We start from the raw sequence: 25,068 nt of genomic DNA, 5'->3' as shown, positions 1-25,068 counted from the left end.
GGGCGGCGGGAGAGCAGAACGATTACTCGTTGATATCCGGATGCTGTTGCACCAGGTTTTTACGTTTCGCTTCCAGACGGGAGATCTCTTCGTCGATATCTTCGATTTTGTGCTCGATGTTATCGTGATGTTCCTGCAGGATTTCGCGCGCTTCTTCCATATCAGAAGCCGCCGGTGTCGCGCCTTTCAGGGGCTTATTGGCAGTTTCTTTCATGTACAGACCGGTAATCAGACCAATCACTGCCACCACCATCAGATAGTAGGCTGGCATGTAGAGGTTATTGGTCGTTTCTACCAGCCAGGCAGCCAGCGTTGGCGTCAGACCGGCAACCAGTACCGAGATGTTAAACGCACTCGCCAGCGCACTGTAGCGGATGTGCGTCGGGAACATCGCAGGCAGTGAAGAGGCCATCACGCCAGTAAAGGCGTTGAGGATCACTGCCAGCAGCAGCAGACCACCAAAAATCAGTCCGAGTACGCCACTGTTGATCATCATAAAGGCAGGAATCGCGAAGATCATCAGGGCGATACTGCCGATGATGACAAACGGACGACGGCCGAAACGGTCACTCATCATGCCGATCATTGGCTGGACAAACAGCATACCGATCATGATGGCGATGATAATCATCACACCGTGGTCTTCGCTGTAGTGCAGGTTATGTGACAGGTAGCTCGGCATGTACGTCAGCAACATGTAGTAGGTGACGTTAGTGGCGATAACCAGACCGACACAGGAGAGCAGGCTGCGCCAGTGTTTGGTCGCAATCTCTTTAAACGATACCTGTGGACCATCCTGCAGGCCTTCGCGGTCGCCCTGTTCCAGTTTGTCCACGTGCTGCTGGAATGCCGGGGTCTCTTCCAGCGCATGACGCAGGTAAAGACCGATAATTCCCAGCGGCAGCGCGACGAAGAACGGCAGACGCCAGCCCCACTCAAGGAAACTCTCTTCTCCGATAATGGAGGAAATCAGCACCACCAAACCCGCACCGAGCACGAAGCCCGCAATCGAACCAAAGTCGAGCCAGCTTCCCATAAAGCCGCGTTTACGGTCAGGCGAATATTCGGCCACAAAGATTGAGGCACCGGTATATTCACCGCCCACCGAGAAGCCCTGAGCCATCTTCGCTAACAGCAGCAGAATAGGTGCCCAGATGCCGATGGAGGCGTAGGACGGTATCAGGCCGATACAGAAAGTACTGACCGACATGATGATGATGGTGATGGAGAGGATTTTCTGACGACCATATTTGTCGCCCAGCATACCGAAGAACAGTCCACCCAGCGGGCGAATCAGGAAAGGAACAGAGAAAGTGGCGAGCGCCGCTATCATCTGAACGCCCGGCGAAACGTCCGGGAAAAAGACCTTACCCAGCGCATAGGCCACAAAGCCATAAACACCGAAGTCGAACCACTCCATCGCGTTGCCCAGAGAGGCCGCGGTGATGGCTTTACGTAAACGGGTATCATCGATGATAGTCACATCATCGATCCCAATTGGTTTTACACGCTTCCTACGCAATTTCATAGAATTACCCTGTATTGGAACACGAAAGTCCTCAACGGCGCGAGCCGGGTGTGAGTCGTTCAGACCGCTGCGTTGAGAAATTTAAGCATAGCCGTAAATAAGCACTGTTTATGCGCCGGCAGACACAATAATTACTGTTGTGATTATTGCGAACAGCGACAGAGTATACCGTTTTTGTGTGATATCTGTCATGTTTGGGCTACATCCGGCCTGTTTTTACAACAAATAGAGCTGTTTGCAACCGCAGAAAAATTATCACTGAGCGTGACGACCGCCGTTTTTTTCAGCAAAACAGGGTCAAAGAGGGGGAAGTTACGAGGCATGCTGGCACCGGAAGCGGTTATCCGCTTTGCATCACAGGGCGGAGAGCAGAAAGATGAGTGAATGTGGCTCGACTGGCGGTTCAGCTGCCATCTGCTCTGGTTCAGACGTCGGGTTCCTGCCGGGTCTGAAGAGCCAGCTCCCGTTCAATCGGCTGTTCGCCCCGATCGGTCAGCCAGGCAACCAGCGCCGTGTTGTCCATCGGGCGGGCATAATAATAGCCCTGGATAAAGACCACGCCGCGCCGTTGCAGATAGCTGAACTGTAACGCGGTCTCAACGCCTTCTCCCAGCACCTCCAGCTCAAGCTCATGGCTGAGCTGGATAATCGCGTCCAGCACCGGCGTTCTGCCTTCCAGGGATTCAATCGCGTTGATAAAGCCGCGATCGATTTTCAGATAATCTATCGTGAAGGTCTGTAAATAGCTCAGCGAACAGTGTCCGGTCCCAAAATCATCAATCGCGACCTTCATGCCGCAACCACGTAACTGCTCCAGCTTGCGTGCCACCTCAGCGCCATCTTTGATCAGGCTGCGTTCGGTCAGCTCCAGAGTAATCAGGAACTGCTTATCTTTGATCCGTTCGGCAAACTGCAGCATATCGTCGACAAAATCAGGATGCTGCAGATGATCCGCCGCCACGTTAATGGCCAGGTGGAAATGGGGCTCAACCTGCCACGCCTGCACATCCTCTGCAATTAAATCGAGCAGATGGCGGGTCAGCGGCACAATCATGCCTTCCGCTTCTGCTGCGCCGATAAAAATATCTGGCCGCACGCCTTTACCGTCGGGCGTTGTCCAGCGCAGCAGAGCTTCAGCGCCGCTGCAGCGTTGCAGCCGGTTGTCATAGACCGGCTGATAGTGCGCCCTGAACTGGCCGCTGGTGATGGCCCGGCGAATCTCATCGCGCCATGAAATACGCCGTTTCAGCCAGTTCGCCATCAGCATCATCAGCAGAATAGAGAAGATAGCGGCCATCGGCATGATGATAAACATCACCTGACGCCAGGCCGAGATCAGTTCAGAGGGTGAGGCAATGAGGGTGACAGAGAGCGGATAGCGATGGGAGATAGCCTGATAAATCATGGGTTCAAACCAGCTGGACGCGGCGATGTGCGGATCGCCAAACGAGATCGGCGCGCCGCCGCTGAACGTCATGCTGAAATGATAGAGATGGCTGCTGCTGATCGCGCGCATAAAATCGATCAGATACTGGCCATCAATCACTGCCCAGAATCCCTCGCCATCGGGCAAATCGCGCATAAAAATCACGGCCGGACGATTCGGTACGCCCGATGTCCCGGCAATGGACAGACTCCACCAGGCTTTTCCGGTAACCGGCGCGTCACGCATGATCATCTCTTTCAGCAGGCCTGGGCGTGAACCATACACCGACGAGCAGGCGATGTGATCCTGCTCCATTTTACCGATCGCACGAAAATAGGGGTTTAGCGAGCCAATGCGCTGCAACTGGTTTTCAATCTGGCTGCAGGGCTGATGATGAAACTGGCGCAGCACGGTAATCATATCCCAGGCGCTGTCGCTCATTCTCTCAGCCTGAGATAACAGCGTATTCGCCGCGGTGACCTGCTGCTGATGCACGGTGTGGCGCGCATCCAGAGCGGTGAAAAAAATGCCAATAATCAGAGGCAGCACGCCGGAAATAATAATCACCAGCCTGGCGTAGTCGCGTTTTCGTTTCAGTAGCGGCACCGCTGAATCCTCTGAGTATTATTGGTGTTATGCGGAGGTGCTGATCAGTGGCGCAGCATAGCATCTCTCCGGGCGGTGCAGATTAGCGTTTTTGCGATCAGGAGAACTGACTAAGGTCAATTATCGACCAGACATTGCATTTTTTGACAGATTGTTTGGTTTTCGTTGCGATGCAGCAAAACAATCAGGTGAAAACGGGAGGCAGGCAGGGCAAAAGGCCGATCCGCCGCAGTGGCCAGGAGAGACCCTGGCCCGTCACAGGGCGGGCGCAGGGCAGGACGTTTTATTTAATCGGCAAAATAGATCTGTTTCAGCGCTACTTCAACGCCGCGCAGTTCGGCAAGGCCTTTCAGGCGGCCAATGGCGGAATAACCGGGATTGGTGCGCTTATGCAGGTCGTCCAGCATCTGATGGCCGTGATCGGGACGCATGGGAATCGCCCGCAGGTTGCCCGCCCGACGGCGGCGCTGCTCTTCCGCCAGAATAACCTTGATCACGCTGACCATATCGACGTCGCCCGCCAGATGCGCCGCTTCATGGAAGCTGGCCGGGTTTGCCTCGCGTTTCGTGGCGCGCAGATGGATAAAGTTAATGCGGTCGGCATAGGTTTCCGCCATCTCAACCAGCGCGTTGTCGGCACGCACGCCATAGGAGCCGGTACAGAAACAGAAACCGTTGTGCAGGCTGTCCACGGTTTCTTTCAGCCACTGCATATCTTCCTGGGTAGAAATAATGCGCGGCAGGCCCAGAATAGGACGTGGTGGGTCATCCGGATGCACCGCCAGTTTAACGCCCGTTTCCTCCGCAACCGGCACGATGGCGCGCAGGAAGGTGGCCATATGCTCGCGCAGTTTCGCTTTGTCGATGCCGTCATACTGCGTCAGCTGCGCCTGAAACTGCTCCAGGGTGTAACCCTCTTCGGCGCCTGGCAGACCGGCGATAATATTGCGCACCAGAGTGCTTTTCTCTTCTGCGCTCATGGCGGCAAAGCGCTGAGCGGCGGCCTGCTGCTCGGCAGCGCTGTAATCCTGCTCGGCCCCCGGACGCTGCAACAGATAAAGCTCGAATGCCGCAAAAGCGTCGGCGTCGAAGCGCAGCGCTTTTGCGCCATCCGGCAGCGTCCAGGCGAGGTCGGTTCGGGTCCAGTCCAGCACCGGCATGAAGTTGTAGCAGACGGTATCAATGCCGCAGGCGGCCAGATTGCGTATCGACTGCTGATAATTGGCGATATAGCGAAGGTAGTCACCACGCTGGGTTTTAATCGCCTCATGGACCGGGATGCTCTCTACCACCGACCAGACCAGACCTTTTTCCGCCAGCAGTGCCTGACGCGCTTTAATCTCCTCAACCGGCCACACCTCGCCGTTAGGGATATGGTGCAGCGCCGTGACAATGCCGGTCGCGCCCGCCTGACGCGCATCATCCAGTGAGACCGGATCGTTGGGGCCGTACCATCGCCATGTATGTTCCATTTTTACTCCTCAACTGTGATGTGGCCCAGTGGTCAGGCCGCTGGACCAAGAGTATGATAGTGGACAAAACAGGGCCGTGATCCGGATCGCAGCATGACAAACTGCATCGGTGAAGAGATCGCTTTTAAGTGCAATCAGAGGAGAGGGTGATGACGCTGCCAGTAATAAAAACCGAGCGCCTGTACCGTCAGATCGCCAACGTCATCATGGCCGGTATCACGCGCGGTGACTTTGTGGCAGGTGGTTTGCTGCCACCGGAGCGTGAGCTGGCAAAACAGCTGGGTGTCAGTCGTTCATCAGTGCGTGAAGCATTGATTGCGCTGGAGATGACCGGCTGGGTCGATATCCGCACTGGCAACGGCGTTTACGTCGCCCAGCCGTTGCCGCAGGCTGCGGTTCCGCAGGAGAGCGAAACCTGCAGTCTGCAGGATCTGTTGCAGGCGCGTGAAGCCTTTGAGGGGATGCTGGCAGGATTTGCCGCACGTAACGGCACCACCGTTCAGCGTGCAGCACTGCTGGCGCTGACCGCTGAACTGCAGCAGTACAATGAAAACGACGCGGCCTTTCTGGAGCAGGACAAGCGCTTCCATCTGCTGATCAGTGAGATGAGCGGCAATGATGTATTACGCGACCTGCTGGAGCAGTTATGGAACCGGCGCCACAGCCCGCATGTGCAGCGACTGGAGCGCCATTATGCCGATAACAGCTTCGCGCAGGAGATGAACGCTGACCATCAGCAGATCGCCAATGCGATTGTGGCGGGCGATGAAGCAGCGGCCCGTCAGGCGATGGAGAGCCATCTCCAGCACGTGCAGCAGCGGCTACTTGGTTAATGCCCGCGCCCGCTTGGGTCGTCCTGTGCCCAGCATAATCGCCAGACGGCTGCCGCCTGGCGTGGTTTCCATCAGAATTTTAGTAATGCTGGTGAGCGGCACCGAGAGCAGCATGCCGACCGGACCGAGCAGCCAGCCCCAGAACACCAGCGACAGAAACACCACCAGTGTCGATAAGCCAAGACCGCGCCCCATCAGGCGCGGTTCCAGCATATTGCCAAACACCATATGAATCGCGGTAAACAGCGCCGCCACCATCGCGGCATCAAACAGGCTGTTCAGTAACAACGCCTGCAGGAAGGGCGGGATACCGGCGATAATCGGGCCGATATTGGGAATAAAGTTGAGGATAAACGCTACGACACCCCATAACAGCGCAAACTTCACATCCAGCAGATAGAGACTCAGCCAGACTGCGATGCCGGTTATCAGACTCACCAGGGTTTTAAGCGCCAGATAGTGCGTGACGCCTTTCAGCGCTTTATGCAGTCCGGCGATGCGAATTTTCGGATTCACCAGCGCGTTGCGCATTTTATAGGGCAGGTGATGGACCTCAAACAGCATAAAGACCACGGTCAGCACCAGCAGCACGGTATTGGTCATCGCGCCGGAAAAGCCGCTAAGCGCCACGGTAGCCAGGTTCATCATGGTATTAGGATCGAAACGCTGTACCAGCGCATCGGTTGAAATATTAAGATGAAAGCCCGCCGCCAGATGTTGCAGTACCGTCATTTTCTGCTCCATGGTGGCGCGCAGTTGCGGATAGAGATCGGAAAACTCGCTCATTGAGCTGGCAATAATGGCACCCAGCAGCACGAGTGCGCAGAAGATCACCGTGATCACCAGCCCAATCGCCAGTCCACGGCGGAAGCCACGCCGCATCAGCATCGTCACCAGTGGATTCAGCACAATGGCAAAGAACGCCGCCAGCAGCAGCGGAACCAGAATATCGGACGCTGCCCGAACCCCGGCGAGGATAATGACCAGCATCGCCAGTTTTATCAGAATATTTTGTCCGATCTTTTCCCGTTGCAGCTCGCTCATTCTCTCTCTCATAACGTAATTTGGCTGTTGAAAGTGTAGCTGAAACAAAATTAACAATCTGATTTATCAGAGAAACGGTAAAGCGTGGTGGCAGGTGGATGATGTAATCAGCGCCACAGCACTCAGCTATCGCGGCAGAGCAGCAACTCCCCATTGTGCCGGTTTTTACCCGGCTTTCTGCTGCACGTGCGGGCAGGGGCAGCCGCCCGATAACCGTGTCATTAAGAGGCACCAGTGGTGAAAGCGGGTATAGTTAAAGGATAAACCTTATCATTCAGCCAAATACGAGCGCGAGGACTCATGCCTGAACAGCCTGCAGCGGAACCGAACACCCCATCCGGAAACCTGAACATCTCTCTGCTGATCCTCTCTATCGTGGCCTACAACTTTGCCAGCTATCTCACTATCGGTCTGCCGCTGGCGGTATTGCCAGGATGGGTGCATGACCAGCTGGGCTTCAGCGCATTCTGGGCGGGCCTGGTGATCAGCCTGCAATATGTGGCGACGCTGCTGAGCCGCCCACACGCCGGACGCTATGCCGATCTCTGGGGGCCAAAGAAAGTGGTGGTGACCGGCCTGGTGGGCTGTCTGATCAGCGGGTTATGTATTTTGCTGGCGGCGCTCATCGAATCACCGCTGTTAAGCCTGACGCTGCTCTGCGTGGGCCGCTTGATTCTGGGCGTGGGCCAGAGTTTTACCGGCACCGGCACCTCGTTGTGGGGTGTGGCGCGGGTGGGTTCGCTGCACATTGGCCGGGTTATCTCCTGGAACGGCATTGTCACTTATGGCGCGATGGCGATTGGTGCGCCGCTCGGCGTGGTGATATTCCGGGCGGGTGGCCTGCTGTGGCTGTCGCTGGTCATTGTTGCTATCTGCGTGGTAGGCATCGTCTGCGCGGTGCCGCGTCCGGCCGTAAAAGCCAGCCGGGCCAGACCCCTGCCGTTTCGTGCGGTGCTGGGGAAAATCGCCGGTTTTGGTGCGATTCTGGCGATGGGTTCGGCGGGTTTCGGTGTCATCGCCACCTTTATTACCCTGTTCTATCAGGATAAAGGCTGGGAAGGGGCCGCCTTTGCGCTCTCCCTGTTCAGCGGCGCTTTCGTCGGCGCGCGCCTGCTGTTCCCGAATGCGATTAACCGCCACGGCGGTCTGCGGGTCGCCAGCATCTGCCTGGCGGTTGAAGCCGCCGGGCTGTTTCTGGTGGCCGCAGCGGGTGATCCCTGGATGGCAAAAGCAGGCGCATTTCTGACCGGTGCCGGGTTCTCGCTGGTATTCCCGGCGCTGGGCGTGGTGGCGGTAAAAGTGGTGCCGCAGCAGAATCAGGGCAGCGCGCTGGCGACCTACACCGCCTTTATGGATCTGTCGCTGGGCATAACCGGGCCACTTGCCGGATTCATCATGACTTATGCGGGTGTCTCACGCGTCTACCTGCTCACTGCGCTGCTGGTCTGCGTCGCTTTTTTCTGCACGCTGCGCATGCAGCGGCGTCAGGCGGTGTTGCCGGCAGCAGACGATTCTTCAGGATAAAAAAAATGGCCCAGCAGCGGGCCAGAACGTCTTTTCAGACACAGATAAACCGATTAATAGTGCGCGCAAAGCGCAGAACAGGATTCAGGCTTGCAGCAGTTCAATACTGTTGCGGATCTGGCGTTCAACCTCCGCAGGGGTCCAGTTGCTGAGCTGACTGGAGAAAGGCTCAAAGGCATAAACGCCCTTATAGCCAAGCATCTCCAGCCGCTTCACCTGCACCACGCTCTTCAGTACATCGTTATCACTTAGCATGATGCGTTCTTCATCGGTCAGTTCGGCGGTCGGACGGCGATCTTCCACGCCCGAAAGGTGCACCAGACCAATCTGGTTAACATCAATGCCTGCTGGGAACTCCTGCTCAGCCTGCTCATAGAGATGATGGTGAAAGGTATCCAGCAATAACTTAAAGGGCACGTCCGCCGCGGCGATCAATTGCTGCGTTTGTACCGCCGAACGCAGCGAGCTGACCGGAAAACCCAGTGGCTCCACCAGACCCTGAATGCCATAGTGGGCAAAGCGCGGGGCCAGCTGCTGCATCGCCGCCTGGGTTTGCTGAGGTGACACGGCAATCCCCTCATTCAGCGGACACATGACCAGCGCCTTTGCACCAATCTGTTGTGCTGTCTGTAACAGTGCTTCGGCCCGGGCCAGTAGCGCGTCATCAATGCGGTTAAACGGATAGAGCGCATTAATGGTGATGATATCAATATGATACCTGTCGGTCAGAGCGCGCAGCTGATCGGTGCTGAGATCGTCAGTGACGCTGCCGCCCGGCATGTCATTACGCAGTTCAACCTTGCTCAGCCCCAGACTCTGGACCAGCTGAAAAAATGCCTCCAGCGAGAGCCGGGGCGCAATTTTGCGGTTGATACAGAAACGGGTTGGATCGATGGCCATGCACTGACTCCGGGACAGGAGGATGATGCGACCAAAGAGAACATTTATTTCATTAATAGTGAATAATGAAACGCAAATTATTAGATCAGCCTCGCATTAATTTCATATTCCGTTTCAGCCCGATGCATAAAGGCTGGATCGACTTCGCAGTAAAACGCCCAAACCACTCCCCGGCTATTACCCTGCTACGCTAAGGCTGGCAGCTATTAGTGGCCTCCCGTCATCGTGATGCCGCGAGAGACTAAGTAGCGGGAAAAATGCGATCTGTGCCGCTAAAATCAAATTTTCCAAAAAGAACCATTTGAAAAATTTGTTCCACTGTAATAGCTTCATAGCACGCTTTCAGGTTTGCCTGGTCAGGCAGTGTGGCAGGTCGCATGGTCCGTCTGCAGGGAACTTAACCATCTAAAGAGGCAACATCATGACAATCATAGGTAACTTTATTGGCGGTAAAACCACTTTCAGCGCCAGCAACGAAACCATTCCTGTTTACGATCCGGCAACCGGCAAAGTGGTACGTGAACTGACGCAAAGTACCGCTGATGAAGTGGCCCAGGCGATTGGTGTCGCGCATGACGCTTTTGCCGCCTGGTCGAAAACCTCGCCGCTGCGTCGCGCCCGCGTTCTGTTCAACTTTAAAGCCCTGATGGAGCAGCACCGTGACGAGCTGGCGGCGCTGATTGTCTCTGAGCACGGCAAAGTCTGGTCTGATGCGCTGGGTGAACTGACGCGTGGCATCGAAGTGATTGAGTTTGCCTGCGGGATCCCCCATCTGCTCAAAGGCGAATATTCCCCGAACGTCGGCAGCGGCGTTGACAGCTACTCGCTGATGCAACCGGTCGGCGTCGTGGCGGGCATTACGCCGTTTAACTTCCCGGCGATGGTACCGCTGTGGATGTTCCCGATAGCCCTGGCCTGCGGTAACACCTTTGTGCTGAAGCCACCGGCGCTGGATCCTTCTGCTGCAGTGCGTATGGCTGAACTGCTGACCGAAGCGGGCCTGCCCGATGGCGTATTTAATGTCGTACACAGTTCCAATGAAGATGCTGAGCAGCTCTATAAAGATCCGCGTATTGCCGCGGTGAGCTTCGTCGGTTCTTCTGGCGTGGCTGAGCATATCTATAAAACCGCCAGCGCCCACGGCAAGCGGGTACAGGCGTTTGGCGCGGCGAAAAACCACGCTATCGTTATGCCGGATGCCGACCTGGATGCCACCGTCAACGCCATTATGGGTGGTGCGTTTGGCTCTGCTGGTGAACGCTGCATGGCGCTGCCGGTTGTGGTCGCCGTGGGCGATGATACCGCCGACAAGCTGATCGCCCGTCTGACTCCGCTGGTGAACGCGCTGCGTATCGGCCCTGGCATTAATCAGGGCGCTGATGAAAATGAGATGGGACCGGTCGTTTCGGCGGCGCACCAGAAGAAAGTGCTGGGCTACATCGACAAAGGCGAGCAGGAAGGCGCGAAGCTGGTGGTCGATGGCCGTAACGTGCAGGTTGCAGGTCACGCCGAAGGTTACTACGTCGGCGGCACGCTGTTTGATCATGTCACCTCTGAGATGGTGATCTGGCGTGAAGAGATTTTCGGGCCGGTGCTGAGCATCATGCGCGCGCCGGACTACGACAGTGCGCTGCAACTGGTTAACAGCCATGAATTCGGCAACGGCAGCGCGATTTTCACCAGCAACGGTCACACCGCACGTGAGTTTGTGCAGAACGTTGAAGCGGGTATGGTCGGTGTCAACGTGCCGGTTCCGGTGCCGATGGCATTCCACAGCTTCGGCGGCTGGAAGCGTTCAGTGTTTGGCGCGCTCAATGTTCATGGACCGGATGGCGTGCGTTTCTATACCCGCATGAAAACGGCCACCGTACGCTGGCCATCCGGTCAGCAGACCGTGTCTGAATTCAGTATGCCAACCTTAGGCTGATTCATTTCAACGCTGATCCCGGTGCGCGACCGGCAGGATAATCTGCCGGTCGCTTTGTTCGCTGGCACCGCGCCCGCGAGCCCACCGCAGCGTCAATCGTGACAGAGAGGAGTATCAGGATGTCTTTACTGTCGAAAGCACAAGCCCCTGACGCGCAGGGTCGTATTCAGCATGTGACGCCTGAGCGCGCCGGCTGGCGTTATGTGGGATTTGATGCCTATTTGCTGAAGAAAGGGGAAACCCTGCGTCTCAGCAGTGGTGATAAAGAGCTGTGTCTGGTGCTGGTGGCCGGGCTGGCCTCCGTAAAAACCCGCCATGCTGATTTTCCCGGTATCGGTCAGCGCATGTCGCCTTTTGAGCGCGTACCGCCTTATTCCGTTTATGTGCCGCATGATGATGAAGTAGAGGTTTACGCTGACAGCGATCTTGAGCTGGCGGTCTGTAATGCGCCCGGTCAGGGGAATCTGCCTGCGCGCCTGATTGCACCAGCCGATGTTGGTGTTGAGCATCGCGGAAAAGGGCGCAACCAGCGCCTGGTTCACAATATCCTGCCTGACAATGAACCGGCTGATAGCCTGCTGGTGGTGGAAGTCTATACCAACGAGGGCGATACCAGCTCTTATCCCAGCCACAAGCACGACCAGGAGGAGAGTGAAAACGAAACCTACCTGGAAGAGACCTACTATCACCGTTTCGATCCGGAACCTGGCTTTGCCATGCAGCGCGTCTACACCGACGACCGTTCCCTGGATGTCTGTATGGCACCCTATAATCGCGACGTGGTGATGGTACCGCGCGGCTATCATCCGGTAGCGACGCTGGCGGGATACAATAACTACTATCTGAACGTGATGGCGGGGCCGGTGCGGCTGTGGAAATTTACCTGGGAGAAAGATCACGCCTGGGTGAACAGCGACAGCTATCCGCGGAAAGCATAAGTCTTCGCTGAAAAATAAACAGCAATTACGGTTTATAACCCGCGTTCATATCAGTAAAAAAGGGCAGCCTGTCGCGCTGCCCTTTTTTGTGTGTGGAACTCAGCTGGTTTTTGCGTTGTTCAGTGCCAGCGAAACCGCCAGCGTCTGTGCCAGGCAGAGTGAAGCGACCTGCGAACGGAAGCCATCGACCTGCGCTTCACGTACCACAAAGCAGACATCGCTGAAGGCGGCCAACGGACTGACCTGACTGTCGGTAATGGCAATCTGATGCGCACCGCGTTTGGCACCCATTTCAACCACCTCGACCGCTTCACGTGCATAAGGCGAGTAGCTGATCGCAATCACTACATCTTTCGGGTTTACCAGGCTGAGCTGCTCGGTAAACATCCCGCCCAGGCCATCAATCAGGAAAGCGCGGCGCTCCAGATGACGCAGCGCGTAGACCAGGTAGGAGGCGACGCTGAAAGAGCGGCGCAGGCCGATAACATAGATATTCTCAGCCTCATTCAGCAGTTTCACCGCTTTGTTCAGCTGCTCAGGATTAACCTGCATCGCCAGCTGCTGCAGCGCCTGGCTGTTAACCATGGTAAAGACGTTGAGGATTTCCGCCGGACTTTCAGGCGCACTGGCGCTGTCGTCCGTGGAGGTCTGGCGAAACAGGCGAGCGCGCTCGGTATAGTTGACCGTCTCCTCCATCAGATGCTGACGAAAAACCTGTTTCATTTCGTTGAAGCCGCTGAAGCCAAAAGCATTCGCAAAGCGGATCAGCGTCGACGGTGGCACATCGGCCTGTTGAGCAATCGAGGCGACGGTATCGAAAGCAATACTGTTACTGTTATCAAGGATGTAGCGCGCAACCTGTTTAAGACGCTTGCTCAGCGTTTCGTAGCGGCGACGAATATCGTCCTGCAAGAGAGAAAGTTGGGTGGGATTATTGTTCATCACTTCTGCCCGTATAATTAGAATAATGGCTGCATAATGAGCGCTATAGTATCAGATGGATGGAAAATTTCATTTCTTTGCGTCAACGACGCGGTTTATTTCATGGCTTTATGAAATGGTTCACAGATTAGCCTCAGCGCCCGAGGCGCGCCTCTGCACAGGTTATAACAGGATGAAAACCGGCGTGGAAAGTCAGTGAGGAGAAGAGGGATGCGAGTAAAAACGCCATCCCGGGTGTGATGGCGTGAGATTGTTGAAAAGTGTGCCCCTTCCAGCTGTAAGACTGTGCAGGCTCAGGTAACACGGTCAGATCGGAAAGTCGCTAAAGCCATCCCTGGCCGCTCGGCCCGCGCCGTCCCTGGCGCGGGACGCTTTCCTCCTCTGACCGTGTTACCTGCGCATTGAGCTTATTCGTTGCGGCAACATTCACCCTGCTTTGAATGAGTCAGCAGTCTGAGGCTATCCTGGTTGAGACAGCCTCTGGCAGAGCAGGAAATCAGGCGCGTGCAGCGCGCCAGTACTCAATCAGTCGCAGATAGTTGCCTTTAACCGTCTCAATCAACGCCTGATCGTCCAGCTCCCCCTGTAACCACTGGCGGGAAGGCTGACCAAAGATAGTGCGGCCTACCGCAAAACCTTTCACCCAGGGCGCTTTGGCCGCCGCGGCGAAGCCCGCTTTAAGCTTCTCTTCGGGCGCATCCAGACCGAGTAACAGAATGCCGCGACAGTGGGGATCCTGCTGCTCAATCAGACCGCTGATCGCCTGCCAGCTTTCCGCCGACAGCGGTGGCAGTTTCCACCAGTCAGGCTGGATGCCCAGACTGTAGAAATGGCTCAACATATCAAAGTAATACGTTTCATTCTTATCCGGATTGTTGTCAGGCAGAATCACTTCCAGCAGCAGCTCATGACCGCTTTTGTTACAGCCGTTCCAGACGTCGAGCACCAGCTCATCCTGCTCTTTACGCAGTTCAGCACTATCATGTGGATGATAGAAGACCAGACATTTCACCACGTGTTCGGCAGGCCAGTCGATCAGCTGCGAGCCGATGTTGCCATGTTCCAGGCGCAGCGGCCGCGAGCTCGGCAGCTCAATCGGGCGGCCAATCCACCAGTTCTTACCGGTGATGGCGTTCAGCGCCTTCTGACCGTAGGTCGTATCCGCCAGAATCCCGCTTTTATTCTCTAATCCTGCCTCTCTGGCAGCCTGCTGAGCGGCTTCCAGCAGCAGCAGTTTCAGTTCCGGAATGCGGCTCTCGTCCACGCCCGCTTCCTGCGCCATATCCGCCAGCTGTTTGCGGTGGTCGAAGGCGAAGACATTCAGCTCCGGCCACTGCTGCTTGCGGGTAGTCACGCGGTGCAGATGGTTCAGACGGTTGTCGAGATCGGGACGCTTCACCTCTTTGTCGCGACTCAGGAAATCATCCAGCTCCGCTTTGGTTGGCATGGCGGGCGCACAACCGTGGCGTGATACCACCAGCGCTCCACAGGCGTTGGCGTAACGGCACGCCTGAGTCCAGCCCTCATCATTCAGCCAGCCGCGCAGCAGGCCAGACATAAAGGCATCGCCCGCGCCCAGCACGTTGAGAACCTCGACGCGAACGCCCGTGTGCAGTTCAGTCTGTTCCCAGCTATCCGGGATCTCGCCTTCAAACACCACGCAACCCAACGGACCGCGTTTGCAGACCAGCGTCGCCTGACTCGCCTGACGCACGTTTTTCAACGCGGTCAGGGTGTCGGTGCTGCCACCGGCAATATGAAACTCCTCTTCGGTGCCGACGATCAAATCGAAATAGTGCACCACTTCCTGTAACTGCTGCGTGACCTGTGACGACTCAATGAAACGTGTTTCACCGTCGCCCAGAGAGGTCAGTCCCCACAACACCGGACGGTAATCGATATCCAGCGCCGTGCGCAGGCCGTTGCGGCGGGCGATATCCAGCGCTTTCAGCACCGCTTCGCGGGTCTGAGGATGAGATAAGTGGGTGCCGGTAACCGCCACGGCGCGCGCAGAGGTAATAAAGGCTTCATCGATATCGTCCGGAACCAGGCCCATATCGGCGCAGTTATCGCGGTAGAAAATCAGCGGAAAAGTCTCTTCATCTTTGATGCCGAGGATCACCAGTCCGGTCAGACGCTGCGGATCGGTGATTAGCGCATCGGTGTTACAGCCTACGCGCTGCAACTCTTCACGCAGAAAGCGACCATTATGCTCATCTCCCACCCGCGCCAGCATCGCCGATTTCAGCCCCTGAATCGCGGTGCCATAGGCGACATTGCCTGACGAGCCGCCCAGATATTTAGCAAACGAGGTGACATCTTCCAGTCGCGCCCCGATTTGCTGGCCATAAAAATCAACGGCGATGCGCCCGATACAAATCACATCAAGCGGTTTCTGTTGTGTACTCATACCTGTGGTTTCCTTCTGTGATTAGCAGCGCTGGCGGGCGTAAAGACCGACACCAGTTACGCTCTGCTTCCGGGTCTGTAGGTGTCTGACTGGCTATGAGGGGAGTATGAGGAATAAAAATTCCATATTCAATACGAAATGAAATATCCATCGCAATTTTGTGAACCAGGTAAAACTCCTGATTGCCGCCCGCCTGCGCGAACTCTGCCAGCGTGATGTGCGGTATGTCAGGGTTGTGAAGGGGATCGCAGGAATCCGCACGCCAGTCAGGCAAGCTGCTGCATTGAAATGAATTTTTTCATCAGGCACCACTCTCTGTTAAACGTTCCAGATTTCCCCACTGCAATCGCCCGCCAGACCTGTTGCCGTCATTAAATTTGATCTCACTCGCAAAATGAAATGTTTCTTCTGTAATCGTGTTTTATGAAAAATATATTTGTTTATAATCGCCTCACGTTTCAGTTATTCAGGTCGCCTTTTCCGCCGATGACAACGCCTGGCGTGCTGTCGCGGAAGTCGGGGTCCACCAGCATGTAAGGAAGAATATGGGCACTATCAGACTGACCACGGCACAGGCGCTGGTTAAATTTCTTGATAATCAATTCATTGATGTCGATGGCGTTGAGACGAAGTTCGTAAAAGGCATCTTCGCCATTTTCGGACATGGCAACGTGCTGGGGCTGGGCCAGGCGCTGGAACAGGATAGCGGCGATCTGGTGGTCTACCAGGGCCGTAATGAGCAGGGTATGGCTCATGCTGCCACCGGCTTTGCGCGCCAGTCGCTGCGCCGCCAGATTATCGCCTGCAGTTCGTCTGTGGGGCCTGGTGCGGCCAATATGATCACCGCCGCGGCGACCGCGACCGCCAACCGCATTCCTCTGCTGCTGCTGCCAGGCGACGTCTTCGCCACCCGTCAGCCCGATCCGGTGCTGCAACAGATTGAGCAGAGCTACGATCTCAGCATCAGCACCAACGATGCCTTCCGCGCCGTCAGCAAATACTGGGATCGCGTCAGCCGCCCGGAACAGCTGATGTCCGCCTGTATCAACGCCATGCGCGTACTGACCGATCCGGCAGAAACCGGCGCGGTCACGCTGTCGCTGCCGCAGGATGTGCAGGGCGAAGCCTGGGATTACCCGGACTACTTCTTCCAGAAACGGGTGCACCGTCTGGATCGCCGCCTGCCGGTGGCGGCGCAGCTGGCAGATGCCCTGACGCTGATTAACCGTAAGCGCAAGCCGATGATTATCTGCGGCGGCGGAGTGAAATACTCCGAAGCGGGCGAGGCGCTGCGCCAGTTTGCCGAGCGCTATCAGATTCCCTTTGCGGAGACGCAGGCGGGCAAAGGCACGCTGGTCTCTGACCATCCGCTGAATGTCGGCGGCGTGGGCGAAACCGGCTGTCTGGCGGCTAACCTGCTGGCGAAAGAGGCCGATTTAGTGATCGGCATCGGCACCCGCTACACCGACTTCACCACCGCGTCGAAATGGATTTTCCAGCATCCCGATGTCAGCTTCCTGAACATCAACGTCAGTAACTTTGACAGCTACAAGCTCGATGGCGTGCAGCTGCTGGCCGATGCCCGCGAAGGGCTGACCGCGCTCACCGCCGGGCTGGCCTCGCAGCACTACAGCAACGACTGGGGCAACCAGATTGAGCAGGCGCAGAGCCAGCTGCTGAAAGAGACGCAGCGCGTCTACCAGGTGGAATATCACGATGGCGACTTTGTGCCGGAGATTGCGGATCATCTCGACCGCGAAGCGGTGTTCGCTGAGTTTAACCGCCTGACCCAGTCGCTACTGACGCAAAGCAGCGTGCTCGGCACCTTAAATGAGCAACTGCCGAAAGACGCAGTGGTAGTGGCAGCGGCGGGCAGTCTGCCGGGCGACCTGCAGCGCGTCTGGCGCACCAAAGATTACAACGCCTACCACGTTGAATATGGCTACTCCTGCATGGGTTATGAAGTGAATGCCGCGCTGGGTGTGAAGCTGGCGCAGCCGCAGCGCGAGGTCTATGCGCTGGTCGGTGATGGCTCCTTTATGATGCTGCACTCAGAGCTGGTCACCTCGATTCAGGAAGGGGCGAAGATCAACGTAGTGCTGCTGGATAACATGACCAACGGCTGCATCAATAACCTGCAGATGGAACACGGTATGGACAGCTTTACCACCGAGTTCCGGTTCCGTAATGCGGAAGGTGGCAAGCTGGACGGCGGCTTTATCCCGGTCGATTTTGCCGCTATCGCCGCCGGTTATGGCTGCAAAACCTATCGTGTGACCACGCTGGAGCAGCTCAAGGCGGCGCTGGAAGATGCCCGCACGCAGACGGTTTCCACCCTTATCGACATCAAAGTGCTGCCAAAAACCATGATCCACAAATATTTCAGCTGGTGGCACGTCGGCGTGGCGCAGGCCTCGAAGACCGAACGTTCTCAGGCGGTGGCGGACAAGCTCAACAGCCATCTGGATCAGGCGCGAAAATATTAATTTCAGGGCCGTGCCACGGCCCGTTTTGCTCTTCTCCGTACGAACCCTACACAGGTGTAATTATGACTTTGAAACTTGGCGTCATCGGTACAGGTGCAATTGGTCAGGAACATATTCGTCGCTGCAGCCATGTGTTGCAGGGTGCACAGGTGGTTGCCGTCTCTGACATTAATGTCGAAGGCGCGCGTGCCGCACTGCAACGCCTGAATATTGAGGCGAAGGTATTCGAAAATGGACACGACGTGATTCAGTCTCCGGATGTTGATGCGGTGCTGGTCACCTCATGGGATCCGACCCATGAAGAGTTCACCTTAGCGGCGATTGCCGCCGGTAAACCGGTGTTCTGTGAGAAGCCGCTGGCGATGAGCGCTGAGGGCTGCCGCCGGGTCGTGGATGCAGAGATTCAGGCGGGTAAACGCCTGGTGCAGGTCGGCTTTATGCGTCCTTACGATGCGGGCTACCGTGCACTGAAAAAAGTGATCACCGATGGCGATATCGGTGAGCCGCTGATGCTGCACTGTGCGCACCGCAACCCGACCGTGCCGGAGAACTACACCACGCCGATGGCGATCACCAACACCCTGATCCACGAGCTGGATGTGCTGCGCTGGCTGACAAACGATGACTATAAAACGGTGCAGGTAGTCTTCCCGCGCGTCACCTCGAAGTCACACAGTCAGCTGAAAGATCCGCAGATCGTGCTGTTTGAAACCCAGAAAGGGGTTCGCATTGACGTCGAGATCTTCGTTAACTGCGCTTACGGCTATGACATCCAGTGTGAAGTGGTGGGTGAAGAGGGGATTGCGCGCCTGCCAGAGCCCTCTTCGGTGCAGCTGCGCAAAGAGGCCCGCCTGTCGAACACCATTCTGGTGGACTGGAAAGATCGCTTTATCGAAGCGTATGACGTTGAGCTGCAGGCGTTTATCAACGACATCAAAGCGGGCCAGTTGACCGGTCCTTCTGCCTGGGATGGCTTTGCCGCCTCAGTCGCCGCCGATGCCTGCATTAAAGCGCAGAACAGTGGTGCGATTGAGCCGGTAGAGATGCCGCCGCGTCCTGCTTTCTATAACTGATTTAGCTGTCTATGCGGCATGGCCGCTCTCCGCCTGGGAATAAGATAATGAACAAAGAGAATGTAAAACTGGCGATCGCCCCGATCGGCTGGACCAACGATGACATGCCGGATCTCGGCAGTGAGAATACCTTCCAGCAAACCGTCAGTGAGATGGCGCTGGCTGGCTTTACCGGCAGCGAAGTAGGCAGCAAATATCCCCGCGATCCGGCGATCCTGAAACCGATGCTCGACATTCGCGGCATCGAGATCTGTAACGCCTGGTTCAGCACCTTTTTCGCCAACGGCGACAAACAGAAAACCATCGAACAGTTCATCGAGCATATGAACTTCCTGCATGCAATGGGCGCGCGGGTGATTGGCTGTTCCGAGCAGAGCAAAAGTATTCAGGGCACCGGGCTTGCGGTGTTTGAAGAGAAAGCCATTTTCAGCGATGAAGAGTGGCAGTTAACCGCGGAAGGCTACAACGAACTGGCCCGCATCGCGGCGGAGAAGGGGATGCGCGTGACGCTGCATCACCATATGGGCACCGGCATTCAGACCACTGAAGAGATTGACCGGTTTATGGAGATGACCGACGAGCAGGTCGGTTTGCTCTATGACACCGGCCACGTCTACTACTCCGAAGGCTCCCAGCAGAAGATGCTGGCGGTACTGGAGAAATATCTGCCGCGCATCTTCCACGTTCATCTTAAGGATGTGCGTGATGAGGTGGTCGCCGAGGTGCGTGAGAAACATCTCTCGTTCCTGGAAGGAGTGAAAAAGGGCACCTTTACCGTACCGGGCGATGGCGTGATCGACTTCAGACCGGTGTTCGAAATCCTGGATGATTACGGCTATAAAGGCTGGATGGTGGTTGAAGCGGAGCAGGATCCGGCACTGGCCAATCCGTTTGAATATGCGGTGAAAGCGCGGAAATATATTCGCGAGAATGCAGGTTTATAAAAAGCCCTTCTGACCGAAGGCTGGCTTCCCCGTGCAGGGAAGCCAGCCTTTTGTTTTACTTCAGCGTAATGCTTTTCACGATGTTGTCAGCATCGCTCTGCGCCTGCTGCTGATTATCACCTGGCAGTGTAATCTGCAGCGTCACCAGTTTGCCATCCACTTTCGCCAGAACCACTGAAGACCATGAGGTCTGGTTGTTGGCAGAGATCACCGTATCCAGCTGCTGTGCGGGCTGATCTTTCAGCGTCACAGATTTGTTCGACACCACCTGCAACTGCGGATCGCGGTTACGCTGCTGCTGTTCCATACGCTGCGACAGCACATCCAGACCATCATTGGTCGGGTCACCGGCAATCACAATAATGGCGCGGGCACCGGTTTCATCCGCATAAACGTGCATGTTAGTGGTCTGCGAACCCAGTTTACCGCTTTTATCGGACATGCCTGGTGGCAGCGAGAAGCTCAGTTTGCCATCCATCAGCGTGACGGTTTGCGCCGACTGACTGGCGCTGACGCCGTTGTCATTCGCCGCTTCATCTTTCTTCTGGTCACAGGCTGCTAAGCCGAGTACCAGTAAACCCATTCCTACATATTTCACCAGGTTGCGCATCAGAATCCCTTTTTAAGTTTCCAGTCAGGCATTAATACAACAGGAATCAGGTTGCAAACGCAACCTGATGATTGTCAGAAGATCTTAGCGGATAGTAGTGGAAACCGTATGGGCGCTTAGCCGAAATTGACCTGGCGGGCGGTCTGGCGTTCAGCCAGACGCTTCAGCGCCGCGTTGAGCAGCACGCCGTAGGCGGGCAGGAAGAAGACCATGCAGATCAGCACTTTGAAGCTGTAATCCACCAGGGCAATCTCAACCCAGTGCTGCGCCATAAACGCATCGGGGCTTTTATAGAAGGCGATAAAGAAGAAGGCCAGCGTATCGCTGATATTCCCCAGGAACATGGCGCAGCCCGGCGCAATCCACCACTGTGGCAGGCGACGCAGACGGTTGAACACGTGAACGTCGAGGATCTGACCCAGCGCGTAAGCCATAAAGCTGGCGCAGGCGATACGGGCAACAAACAGATTCATCACTTCCAGTGCCTGCCAGCCCTGCCATTCACCCTGATAGAACAGCGCCGAGACACTGTAAGAGATAAACAGTGCCGGGATCATCACGGCCAGAATAATGCGTCGGGCCAGTGGTGCGCCAAAAATACGCACGGTGAGATCGGTCGCCAGGAAGATAAACGGGAAGCTGAATGCACCCCAGGTGGTGTGGAAGCCAAACACTGAAATAGGCAGCTGAACCAGATAGTTACTCGAAGTGATCACCAGCAGGTGAAACAGCGATAACCAGAAAAGCGCATGCATGCGCTGACGCGAAGAAAATGCGAGCATATTCAACCTTTTTAATGTTGGGGTGAGGGAACCCATTGCGGGACGCCGTTCGGGCAGCGCCTGGCAGTTTTATGAGCAAAAAGCGGCGGCATCTTACCGCGTTGTGCTTTTTATGCAATGGTTAATTTTAGCGCAATCGTTATCGCCTTGCTTCACCGCCAGCACGCGCTAGAATGAGCGCCCTTTACCTGAACCGAGTTGATTATGAGCGATGCTTTTTCCTCTGCCGATCATCAGCTGGATGCCCGTGGCCTGCGTTGCCCGGAGCCGGTGATGATGGTGCGCAAAACCGTACGCAGCCTGCAGGATGGCGAGACGTTGCTGATCATCGCCGATGATCCGGCCACCACGCGCGATATTCCCGGCTTCTGCCGCTTTATGGAACATGGCTTGCTGGCGCAGCAAACCGACACGCTGCCCTATCAGTTTCTGATCCGCAAAGGCATGGCGGGTTAACGACAGCCGTACAGGCCGCCGTTAACCTCACTCTTCAGATCAGAAGCCGCCTGCTCAGGCGCGGCGACGCAGTAACCGCAGCGCGTTGGCGGTGACCAGCGCGGTCGCACCCGAATCCGCCAGCACCGCCAGCCAGAGTCCGGTCAGACCCAGCAGGGTTGTGACCAGGAAAATCGCCTTCAGCCCCAGCGCAATACCGATATTCTGGCGGATGATACGCCGTGTCCGGCGTGCCAGCGCAATCATCGGAGCCAGATTGCTGAGCTGATTACGCGTCAGGGCAGCATCGGCCGCTTCCAGTGCCACATCGGTGCCGCTGCCCATCGCAATGCCCAGCGTTGCCGCTTTCATTGCTGGCGCGTCGTTAATGCCATCCCCAACCATCGCCAGCGGCTGTTGCTGACTCAGTTCACGGATCGCCGCGACTTTATCGGCGGGCAGCAGACTGGCGCGATAATCAATATCGAGCTGGCGTGCAATGGTCGCCGCAGCGCGCGGATTGTCGCCGGTCAGCATCAGGCTCTCAATACCCAGCTTTTTCAGCGCCTTTAACGCCTCGACGGCGTCGTCGCGCAGCTGATCGCGCAGAGCCAGCGCACCCAGCGCTTCGCCATCGCGCATCAGCACCACCAGAGTTTCACCTTCAGCTTCCTGTTGCGCTATCTGCGCATTTTGCTGCGGCGTCAGACCGGGTGCATGGCCGGGCGTCAGCAGCTGAATCTGCTGGCCAGCGACTTTCGCGCTGATGCCGCGTCCCGCCTGCACCTGCTGATCCTGCGCGTCAGGAATCACCAGATCACGCGCCTGCGCGGCCGCCACGATAGCGCTGGCCAGCGGATGGGTGGCACCCTGTTCCGCAGCGGCGCTCAGCGCCAGCATCTCTGACTCGCTGGCCGTACCAAAGCGCAGGATCTGCGTCAGCTGTGGCTTGCCCAGCGTCAGAGTACCGGTTTTATCAAACGCCATTCTGCGCACCGAACTCAGCCGCTCCAGCGCCGCACCGCCTTTGATCAGTGCGCCCTGTCGCGCCGCCGCAGCCAGCCCGGAGGTAATGGCGGCAGGCGTGGAGATCACCAGCGCACAGGGGCAGCCAATCAACAACAGTGTCAGCCCTTTGTAGATCCAAGGCTGCCAGTCGCCTGCGCCGAGCAGGGGCGGCACCACCATCACCAGCAGCGACAGCAGCATGACCAGCGGCGTGTAAATACGGCTGAACTGGTCGATAAAGCGTTCGACCGGCGCACGATGCGTTTCCGCTTCTTCAATCAGTTGCAGGATACGGTCGATCGCGCTTTCACCCGGCTTCGACACCACTTCCAGCATCACCAGGCGATCAACGCTGGTAGCACCGGCGAGGATTTTTTCGCCGCTGGCCCGCGTTACCGGCAGTGATTCACCGGTTAGCGCGCTCTCATCGAAACTGGCAAGCGGGCTGATTAAGCTGCCATCGACCGGCAAGCGGCTGCCCGCCGCGACTTCAATCACATCGCCGGGTTGCAGCGCTGCGAGCGGTACCTCAGTACGTTTGCCCTGTTCAAGGCGGATCGCCGATTCAGGCCGCAACGCCATCAGGCTGGTAACGCCGCTGCGCGCCCTGGAAGCGGCATAGCTTTCCAGCTGTTCGCCCAGCTGAAACAGCACCAGCACCATCGCGGCTTCAGCGTGTGCGCCAATAATCAGCGCGCCAGCTGACGCCAGCGTCATTAATGTCTCAATGGTAAAAGGCGATCCGCTGCGCAGACGCTGCCAGGCGCCGCGCGCCACCGGGACCAGGCCGACCAGCGTGGTCAGCACAAACAGCCGATCGCCCCAGACGGGCGCGAACTGGCTGAGAATGCTGCTGGCAAGCACCAACAGCGCCAGCAAAATCAGCATCCGGTTATGCTGCCAGCCCGGCGTAGCGGGGGATGTGGCCGACGTGGCTGATGGGGTTGCGAGCTGGAAGCCGGCTTTTTTCACCGCCTGTTCAACGGCGTTTTGTACGTCCTGGTCAGCGTTGACCACCAGTTTCTCGCTGCTGAACAAGACACGGGCGTCGGTCACGCCACTCACCTGACGGACAGCGGTTTCAATGGTGCGGGCACACGACGGGCAATCCATCCCGCTGACCTGCCAGCTAAAGGGATAACTGTCGGCACCTCGCCGGTCGCTTTCCTCAGCGGTGTCGGCGTCGTTGCCAGGGCTGCAGTGACTGTCACAGCAACAGCCTGCCGTCTCGGCAGGTACAGGCGTCGCGGCGTGAATAGAAAGGGAGAGGGGTCGGGCCTGGCGAACCTGGCACAGCGGTTTTGCTGCGGCGTGACTGGCACGGGGTTTGCCGCAGCCACAGGCGTGATGTTGATGCATATGACCTCCAGAGTGTAAGGATAGTGGGATGAGCAACGCAGCCCATCCCCTATCCTACACTCTGGAGTGAACTCCAGAGTCAAGGCTATTTTTTCAGACGACCCACAACGAGCGCACGATCATAAAGTGACCGGCGAAGTAGCAGGCGGCGACAATCGCGCTGTCGGCGGTAAAGCGGCGGCGATAGTGTGAGATAAACCAGACGGCGTTTGCCAGCAGCAGCAGACCGGCACCCACCATGATCGAGAAGCTGTAATCGGTCGGGCGGAAGAAGTACTGCTCGGTCGCTATCCAGGTCATCACCAGCGTCATGCCGATAAAGGTGCAGACAGGCCAGCGCAGATCTTCCAGTCGGCTCCAGATGATGCCAATCAGGGCGGCACCGATGATGAGCAGCGTCAGCGGAATTGGCCAGAAGAAGGTCATGGTCATGCTGGCGGCGAAGCAGAGGGTATAAAGCAGGTGCGACAGGAAGAAAGCCCCGATGGCATAGAGCATCTGCTGACGCGGCAGCAGCGTTAACGCATCACCGACCAGCGTCGCGACCAGACCGGCCAGAATCAGGTAGTCCGTAGTCTGCAGCACCGGTGCCTGCCAGGCCAGCCCGACAAGCAGCAGCAGCGTGACCGGCTTAAATAACCAGCGTTGCCATTGCGGGCCGCGATAGGTGGCGTCGACATAGAGCCAGCCGGAGAAAAGTACAGCGAGGAAAGACCAGAGCATTGTTTCTCCCTTTTTTGTTCAAAATGGTGAAAGATCCCAAAATATCCCTTCCAGTTTAGGTTAAGCCTCTGAGATGTGACAATCAGGCAACTCTGGTT

At 56.7% G+C, this 25,068-nt stretch carries 19 protein-coding genes; 8 read left to right on the top strand and 11 right to left on the bottom strand.

Annotated elements, in window-relative coordinates:
• Positions 1-22 precede the first annotated feature (22 nt).
• From proP to uxuA, 3 genes are all read right to left on the bottom strand, one after another.
• Positions 23-1,528 carry a glycine betaine/L-proline transporter ProP gene (gene proP / locus PAG01S_RS18755; RefSeq protein WP_010253365.1) on the bottom strand — a complete coding sequence of 502 codons (1,506 nt, stop codon included), beginning with the start codon at positions 1,526-1,528 and terminating at the stop codon, positions 23-25.
• Between the two features lie 424 nt (positions 1,529-1,952).
• The gene (locus tag PAG01S_RS18750) at positions 1,953-3,560 is read right to left on the bottom strand and encodes an EAL domain-containing protein (protein WP_010253363.1); all 1,608 of its coding nucleotides are present in this window, start codon (positions 3,558-3,560) and stop codon (positions 1,953-1,955) included.
• Between the two features lie 287 nt (positions 3,561-3,847).
• Complete coding sequence (gene uxuA, locus PAG01S_RS18745; RefSeq protein WP_022624002.1) at positions 3,848-5,032, bottom strand: mannonate dehydratase; 1,185 nt, start codon at positions 5,030-5,032, stop codon at positions 3,848-3,850.
• A gap of 149 nt (positions 5,033-5,181) precedes the next feature.
• Here uxuA and PAG01S_RS18740 point away from each other — a divergent pair, with 149 nt between their 5' ends.
• Positions 5,182-5,865 (top strand): FadR/GntR family transcriptional regulator, encoded by a 684-nt coding sequence (locus PAG01S_RS18740; protein ID WP_010253357.1) that lies wholly within the window; start codon positions 5,182-5,184, stop codon positions 5,863-5,865.
• Here the strand turns inward: PAG01S_RS18740 and PAG01S_RS18735 are convergent.
• The gene (locus PAG01S_RS18735; RefSeq protein ID WP_010253354.1) at positions 5,854-6,909 is read right to left on the bottom strand and encodes an AI-2E family transporter; all 1,056 of its coding nucleotides are present in this window, start codon (positions 6,907-6,909) and stop codon (positions 5,854-5,856) included. The two genes, PAG01S_RS18740 and PAG01S_RS18735, sit on opposite strands and share 12 nt — an antisense overlap.
• Positions 6,910-7,209: 300 nt before the next feature.
• On the opposite strand from PAG01S_RS18735, the gene PAG01S_RS18730 reads away from it, so the two are divergent.
• Positions 7,210-8,433 carry an MFS transporter gene (locus PAG01S_RS18730; protein ID WP_033773075.1) on the top strand — a complete coding sequence of 408 codons (1,224 nt, stop codon included), beginning with the start codon at positions 7,210-7,212 and terminating at the stop codon, positions 8,431-8,433.
• An 84-nt stretch (positions 8,434-8,517) separates the two neighbouring features.
• Here PAG01S_RS18730 and PAG01S_RS18725 read toward each other — a convergent pair whose 3' ends face one another.
• Positions 8,518-9,333, bottom strand: a complete 816-nt coding sequence (locus PAG01S_RS18725; RefSeq protein ID WP_062759560.1) for a TIM barrel protein — start codon at positions 9,331-9,333, stop codon at positions 8,518-8,520.
• Between the two features lie 421 nt (positions 9,334-9,754).
• Here PAG01S_RS18725 and PAG01S_RS18720 point away from each other — a divergent pair, with 421 nt between their 5' ends.
• Positions 9,755-11,260, top strand: a complete 1,506-nt coding sequence (locus tag PAG01S_RS18720; protein ID WP_010253344.1) for a CoA-acylating methylmalonate-semialdehyde dehydrogenase — start codon at positions 9,755-9,757, stop codon at positions 11,258-11,260.
• 119 nt (positions 11,261-11,379) lie between these two features.
• Positions 11,380-12,198, top strand: coding sequence for a 5-deoxy-glucuronate isomerase (gene iolB / locus PAG01S_RS18715; protein WP_010671521.1), 819 nt, complete (start codon positions 11,380-11,382; stop codon positions 12,196-12,198).
• A 99-nt stretch (positions 12,199-12,297) separates the two neighbouring features.
• On the opposite strand, the gene PAG01S_RS18710 is transcribed toward iolB, so the two are convergent.
• Together PAG01S_RS18710 and PAG01S_RS18705 are read right to left on the bottom strand one after the other, a co-directional pair.
• Entirely contained in the window at positions 12,298-13,140 is an 843-nt protein-coding gene (locus PAG01S_RS18710) for a MurR/RpiR family transcriptional regulator (protein WP_010253340.1), read from the bottom strand.
• A gap of 496 nt (positions 13,141-13,636) precedes the next feature.
• Positions 13,637-15,550 (bottom strand): bifunctional 5-dehydro-2-deoxygluconokinase/5-dehydro-2-deoxyphosphogluconate aldolase, encoded by a 1,914-nt coding sequence (locus tag PAG01S_RS18705; protein ID WP_062759559.1) that lies wholly within the window; start codon positions 15,548-15,550, stop codon positions 13,637-13,639.
• Positions 15,551-16,095: 545 nt separating this feature from the next.
• Here PAG01S_RS18705 and iolD point away from each other — a divergent pair.
• The 3 genes from iolD to iolE all read left to right on the top strand — a co-directional run bounded on the left by iolD (position 16,096) and on the right by iolE (position 20,053).
• Positions 16,096-18,036: a 3D-(3,5/4)-trihydroxycyclohexane-1,2-dione acylhydrolase (decyclizing) gene (gene iolD, locus PAG01S_RS18700; protein WP_010253337.1), complete on the top strand. Its 1,941-nt coding sequence runs from the start codon at positions 16,096-16,098 to the stop codon at positions 18,034-18,036.
• Positions 18,037-18,098: 62 nt separating this feature from the next.
• The gene (gene iolG, locus PAG01S_RS18695; RefSeq protein WP_062759558.1) at positions 18,099-19,109 is read left to right on the top strand and encodes a bifunctional inositol 2-dehydrogenase/D-chiro-inositol 1-dehydrogenase; all 1,011 of its coding nucleotides are present in this window, start codon (positions 18,099-18,101) and stop codon (positions 19,107-19,109) included.
• Positions 19,110-19,156: 47 nt separating this feature from the next.
• Complete coding sequence (gene iolE / locus PAG01S_RS18690) at positions 19,157-20,053, top strand: myo-inosose-2 dehydratase (RefSeq protein WP_062759557.1); 897 nt, start codon at positions 19,157-19,159, stop codon at positions 20,051-20,053.
• A 55-nt stretch (positions 20,054-20,108) separates the two neighbouring features.
• Here iolE and PAG01S_RS18685 read toward each other — a convergent pair whose 3' ends face one another.
• A complete protein-coding gene (locus tag PAG01S_RS18685; RefSeq protein ID WP_010253333.1) occupies positions 20,109-20,663 on the bottom strand; it encodes a DcrB family lipoprotein in 555 nt (184 codons plus the stop codon).
• Positions 20,664-20,779: 116 nt separating this feature from the next.
• Positions 20,780-21,445, bottom strand: a complete 666-nt coding sequence (locus tag PAG01S_RS18680; RefSeq protein ID WP_010253331.1) for a 7-cyano-7-deazaguanine/7-aminomethyl-7-deazaguanine transporter — start codon at positions 21,443-21,445, stop codon at positions 20,780-20,782.
• Between the two features lie 204 nt (positions 21,446-21,649).
• Between PAG01S_RS18680 and tusA the strand changes: the two genes are divergently transcribed.
• Positions 21,650-21,901 carry a sulfurtransferase TusA gene (gene tusA / locus PAG01S_RS18675; RefSeq protein ID WP_010253330.1) on the top strand — a complete coding sequence of 84 codons (252 nt, stop codon included), beginning with the start codon at positions 21,650-21,652 and terminating at the stop codon, positions 21,899-21,901.
• A gap of 54 nt (positions 21,902-21,955) precedes the next feature.
• Here tusA and PAG01S_RS18670 read toward each other — a convergent pair whose 3' ends face one another.
• Positions 21,956-24,247: a zinc/cadmium/mercury/lead-transporting ATPase gene (locus PAG01S_RS18670; RefSeq protein WP_062759556.1), complete on the bottom strand. Its 2,292-nt coding sequence runs from the start codon at positions 24,245-24,247 to the stop codon at positions 21,956-21,958.
• 93 nt (positions 24,248-24,340) lie between these two features.
• A complete protein-coding gene (locus tag PAG01S_RS18665; RefSeq protein WP_010253326.1) occupies positions 24,341-24,970 on the bottom strand; it encodes a lysoplasmalogenase in 630 nt (209 codons plus the stop codon).
• Between the last annotated feature and the right edge of the window lie 98 nt (positions 24,971-25,068).

This window comes from Pantoea agglomerans NBRC 102470, assembly GCF_001598475.1.
Taxonomy (GTDB): Bacteria; Pseudomonadota; Gammaproteobacteria; order Enterobacterales; family Enterobacteriaceae; genus Pantoea; species Pantoea agglomerans.
The sequence above is the reverse complement of the archived record's forward strand: the minus strand, read 5'-3'. Positions and strand labels throughout refer to the sequence as shown.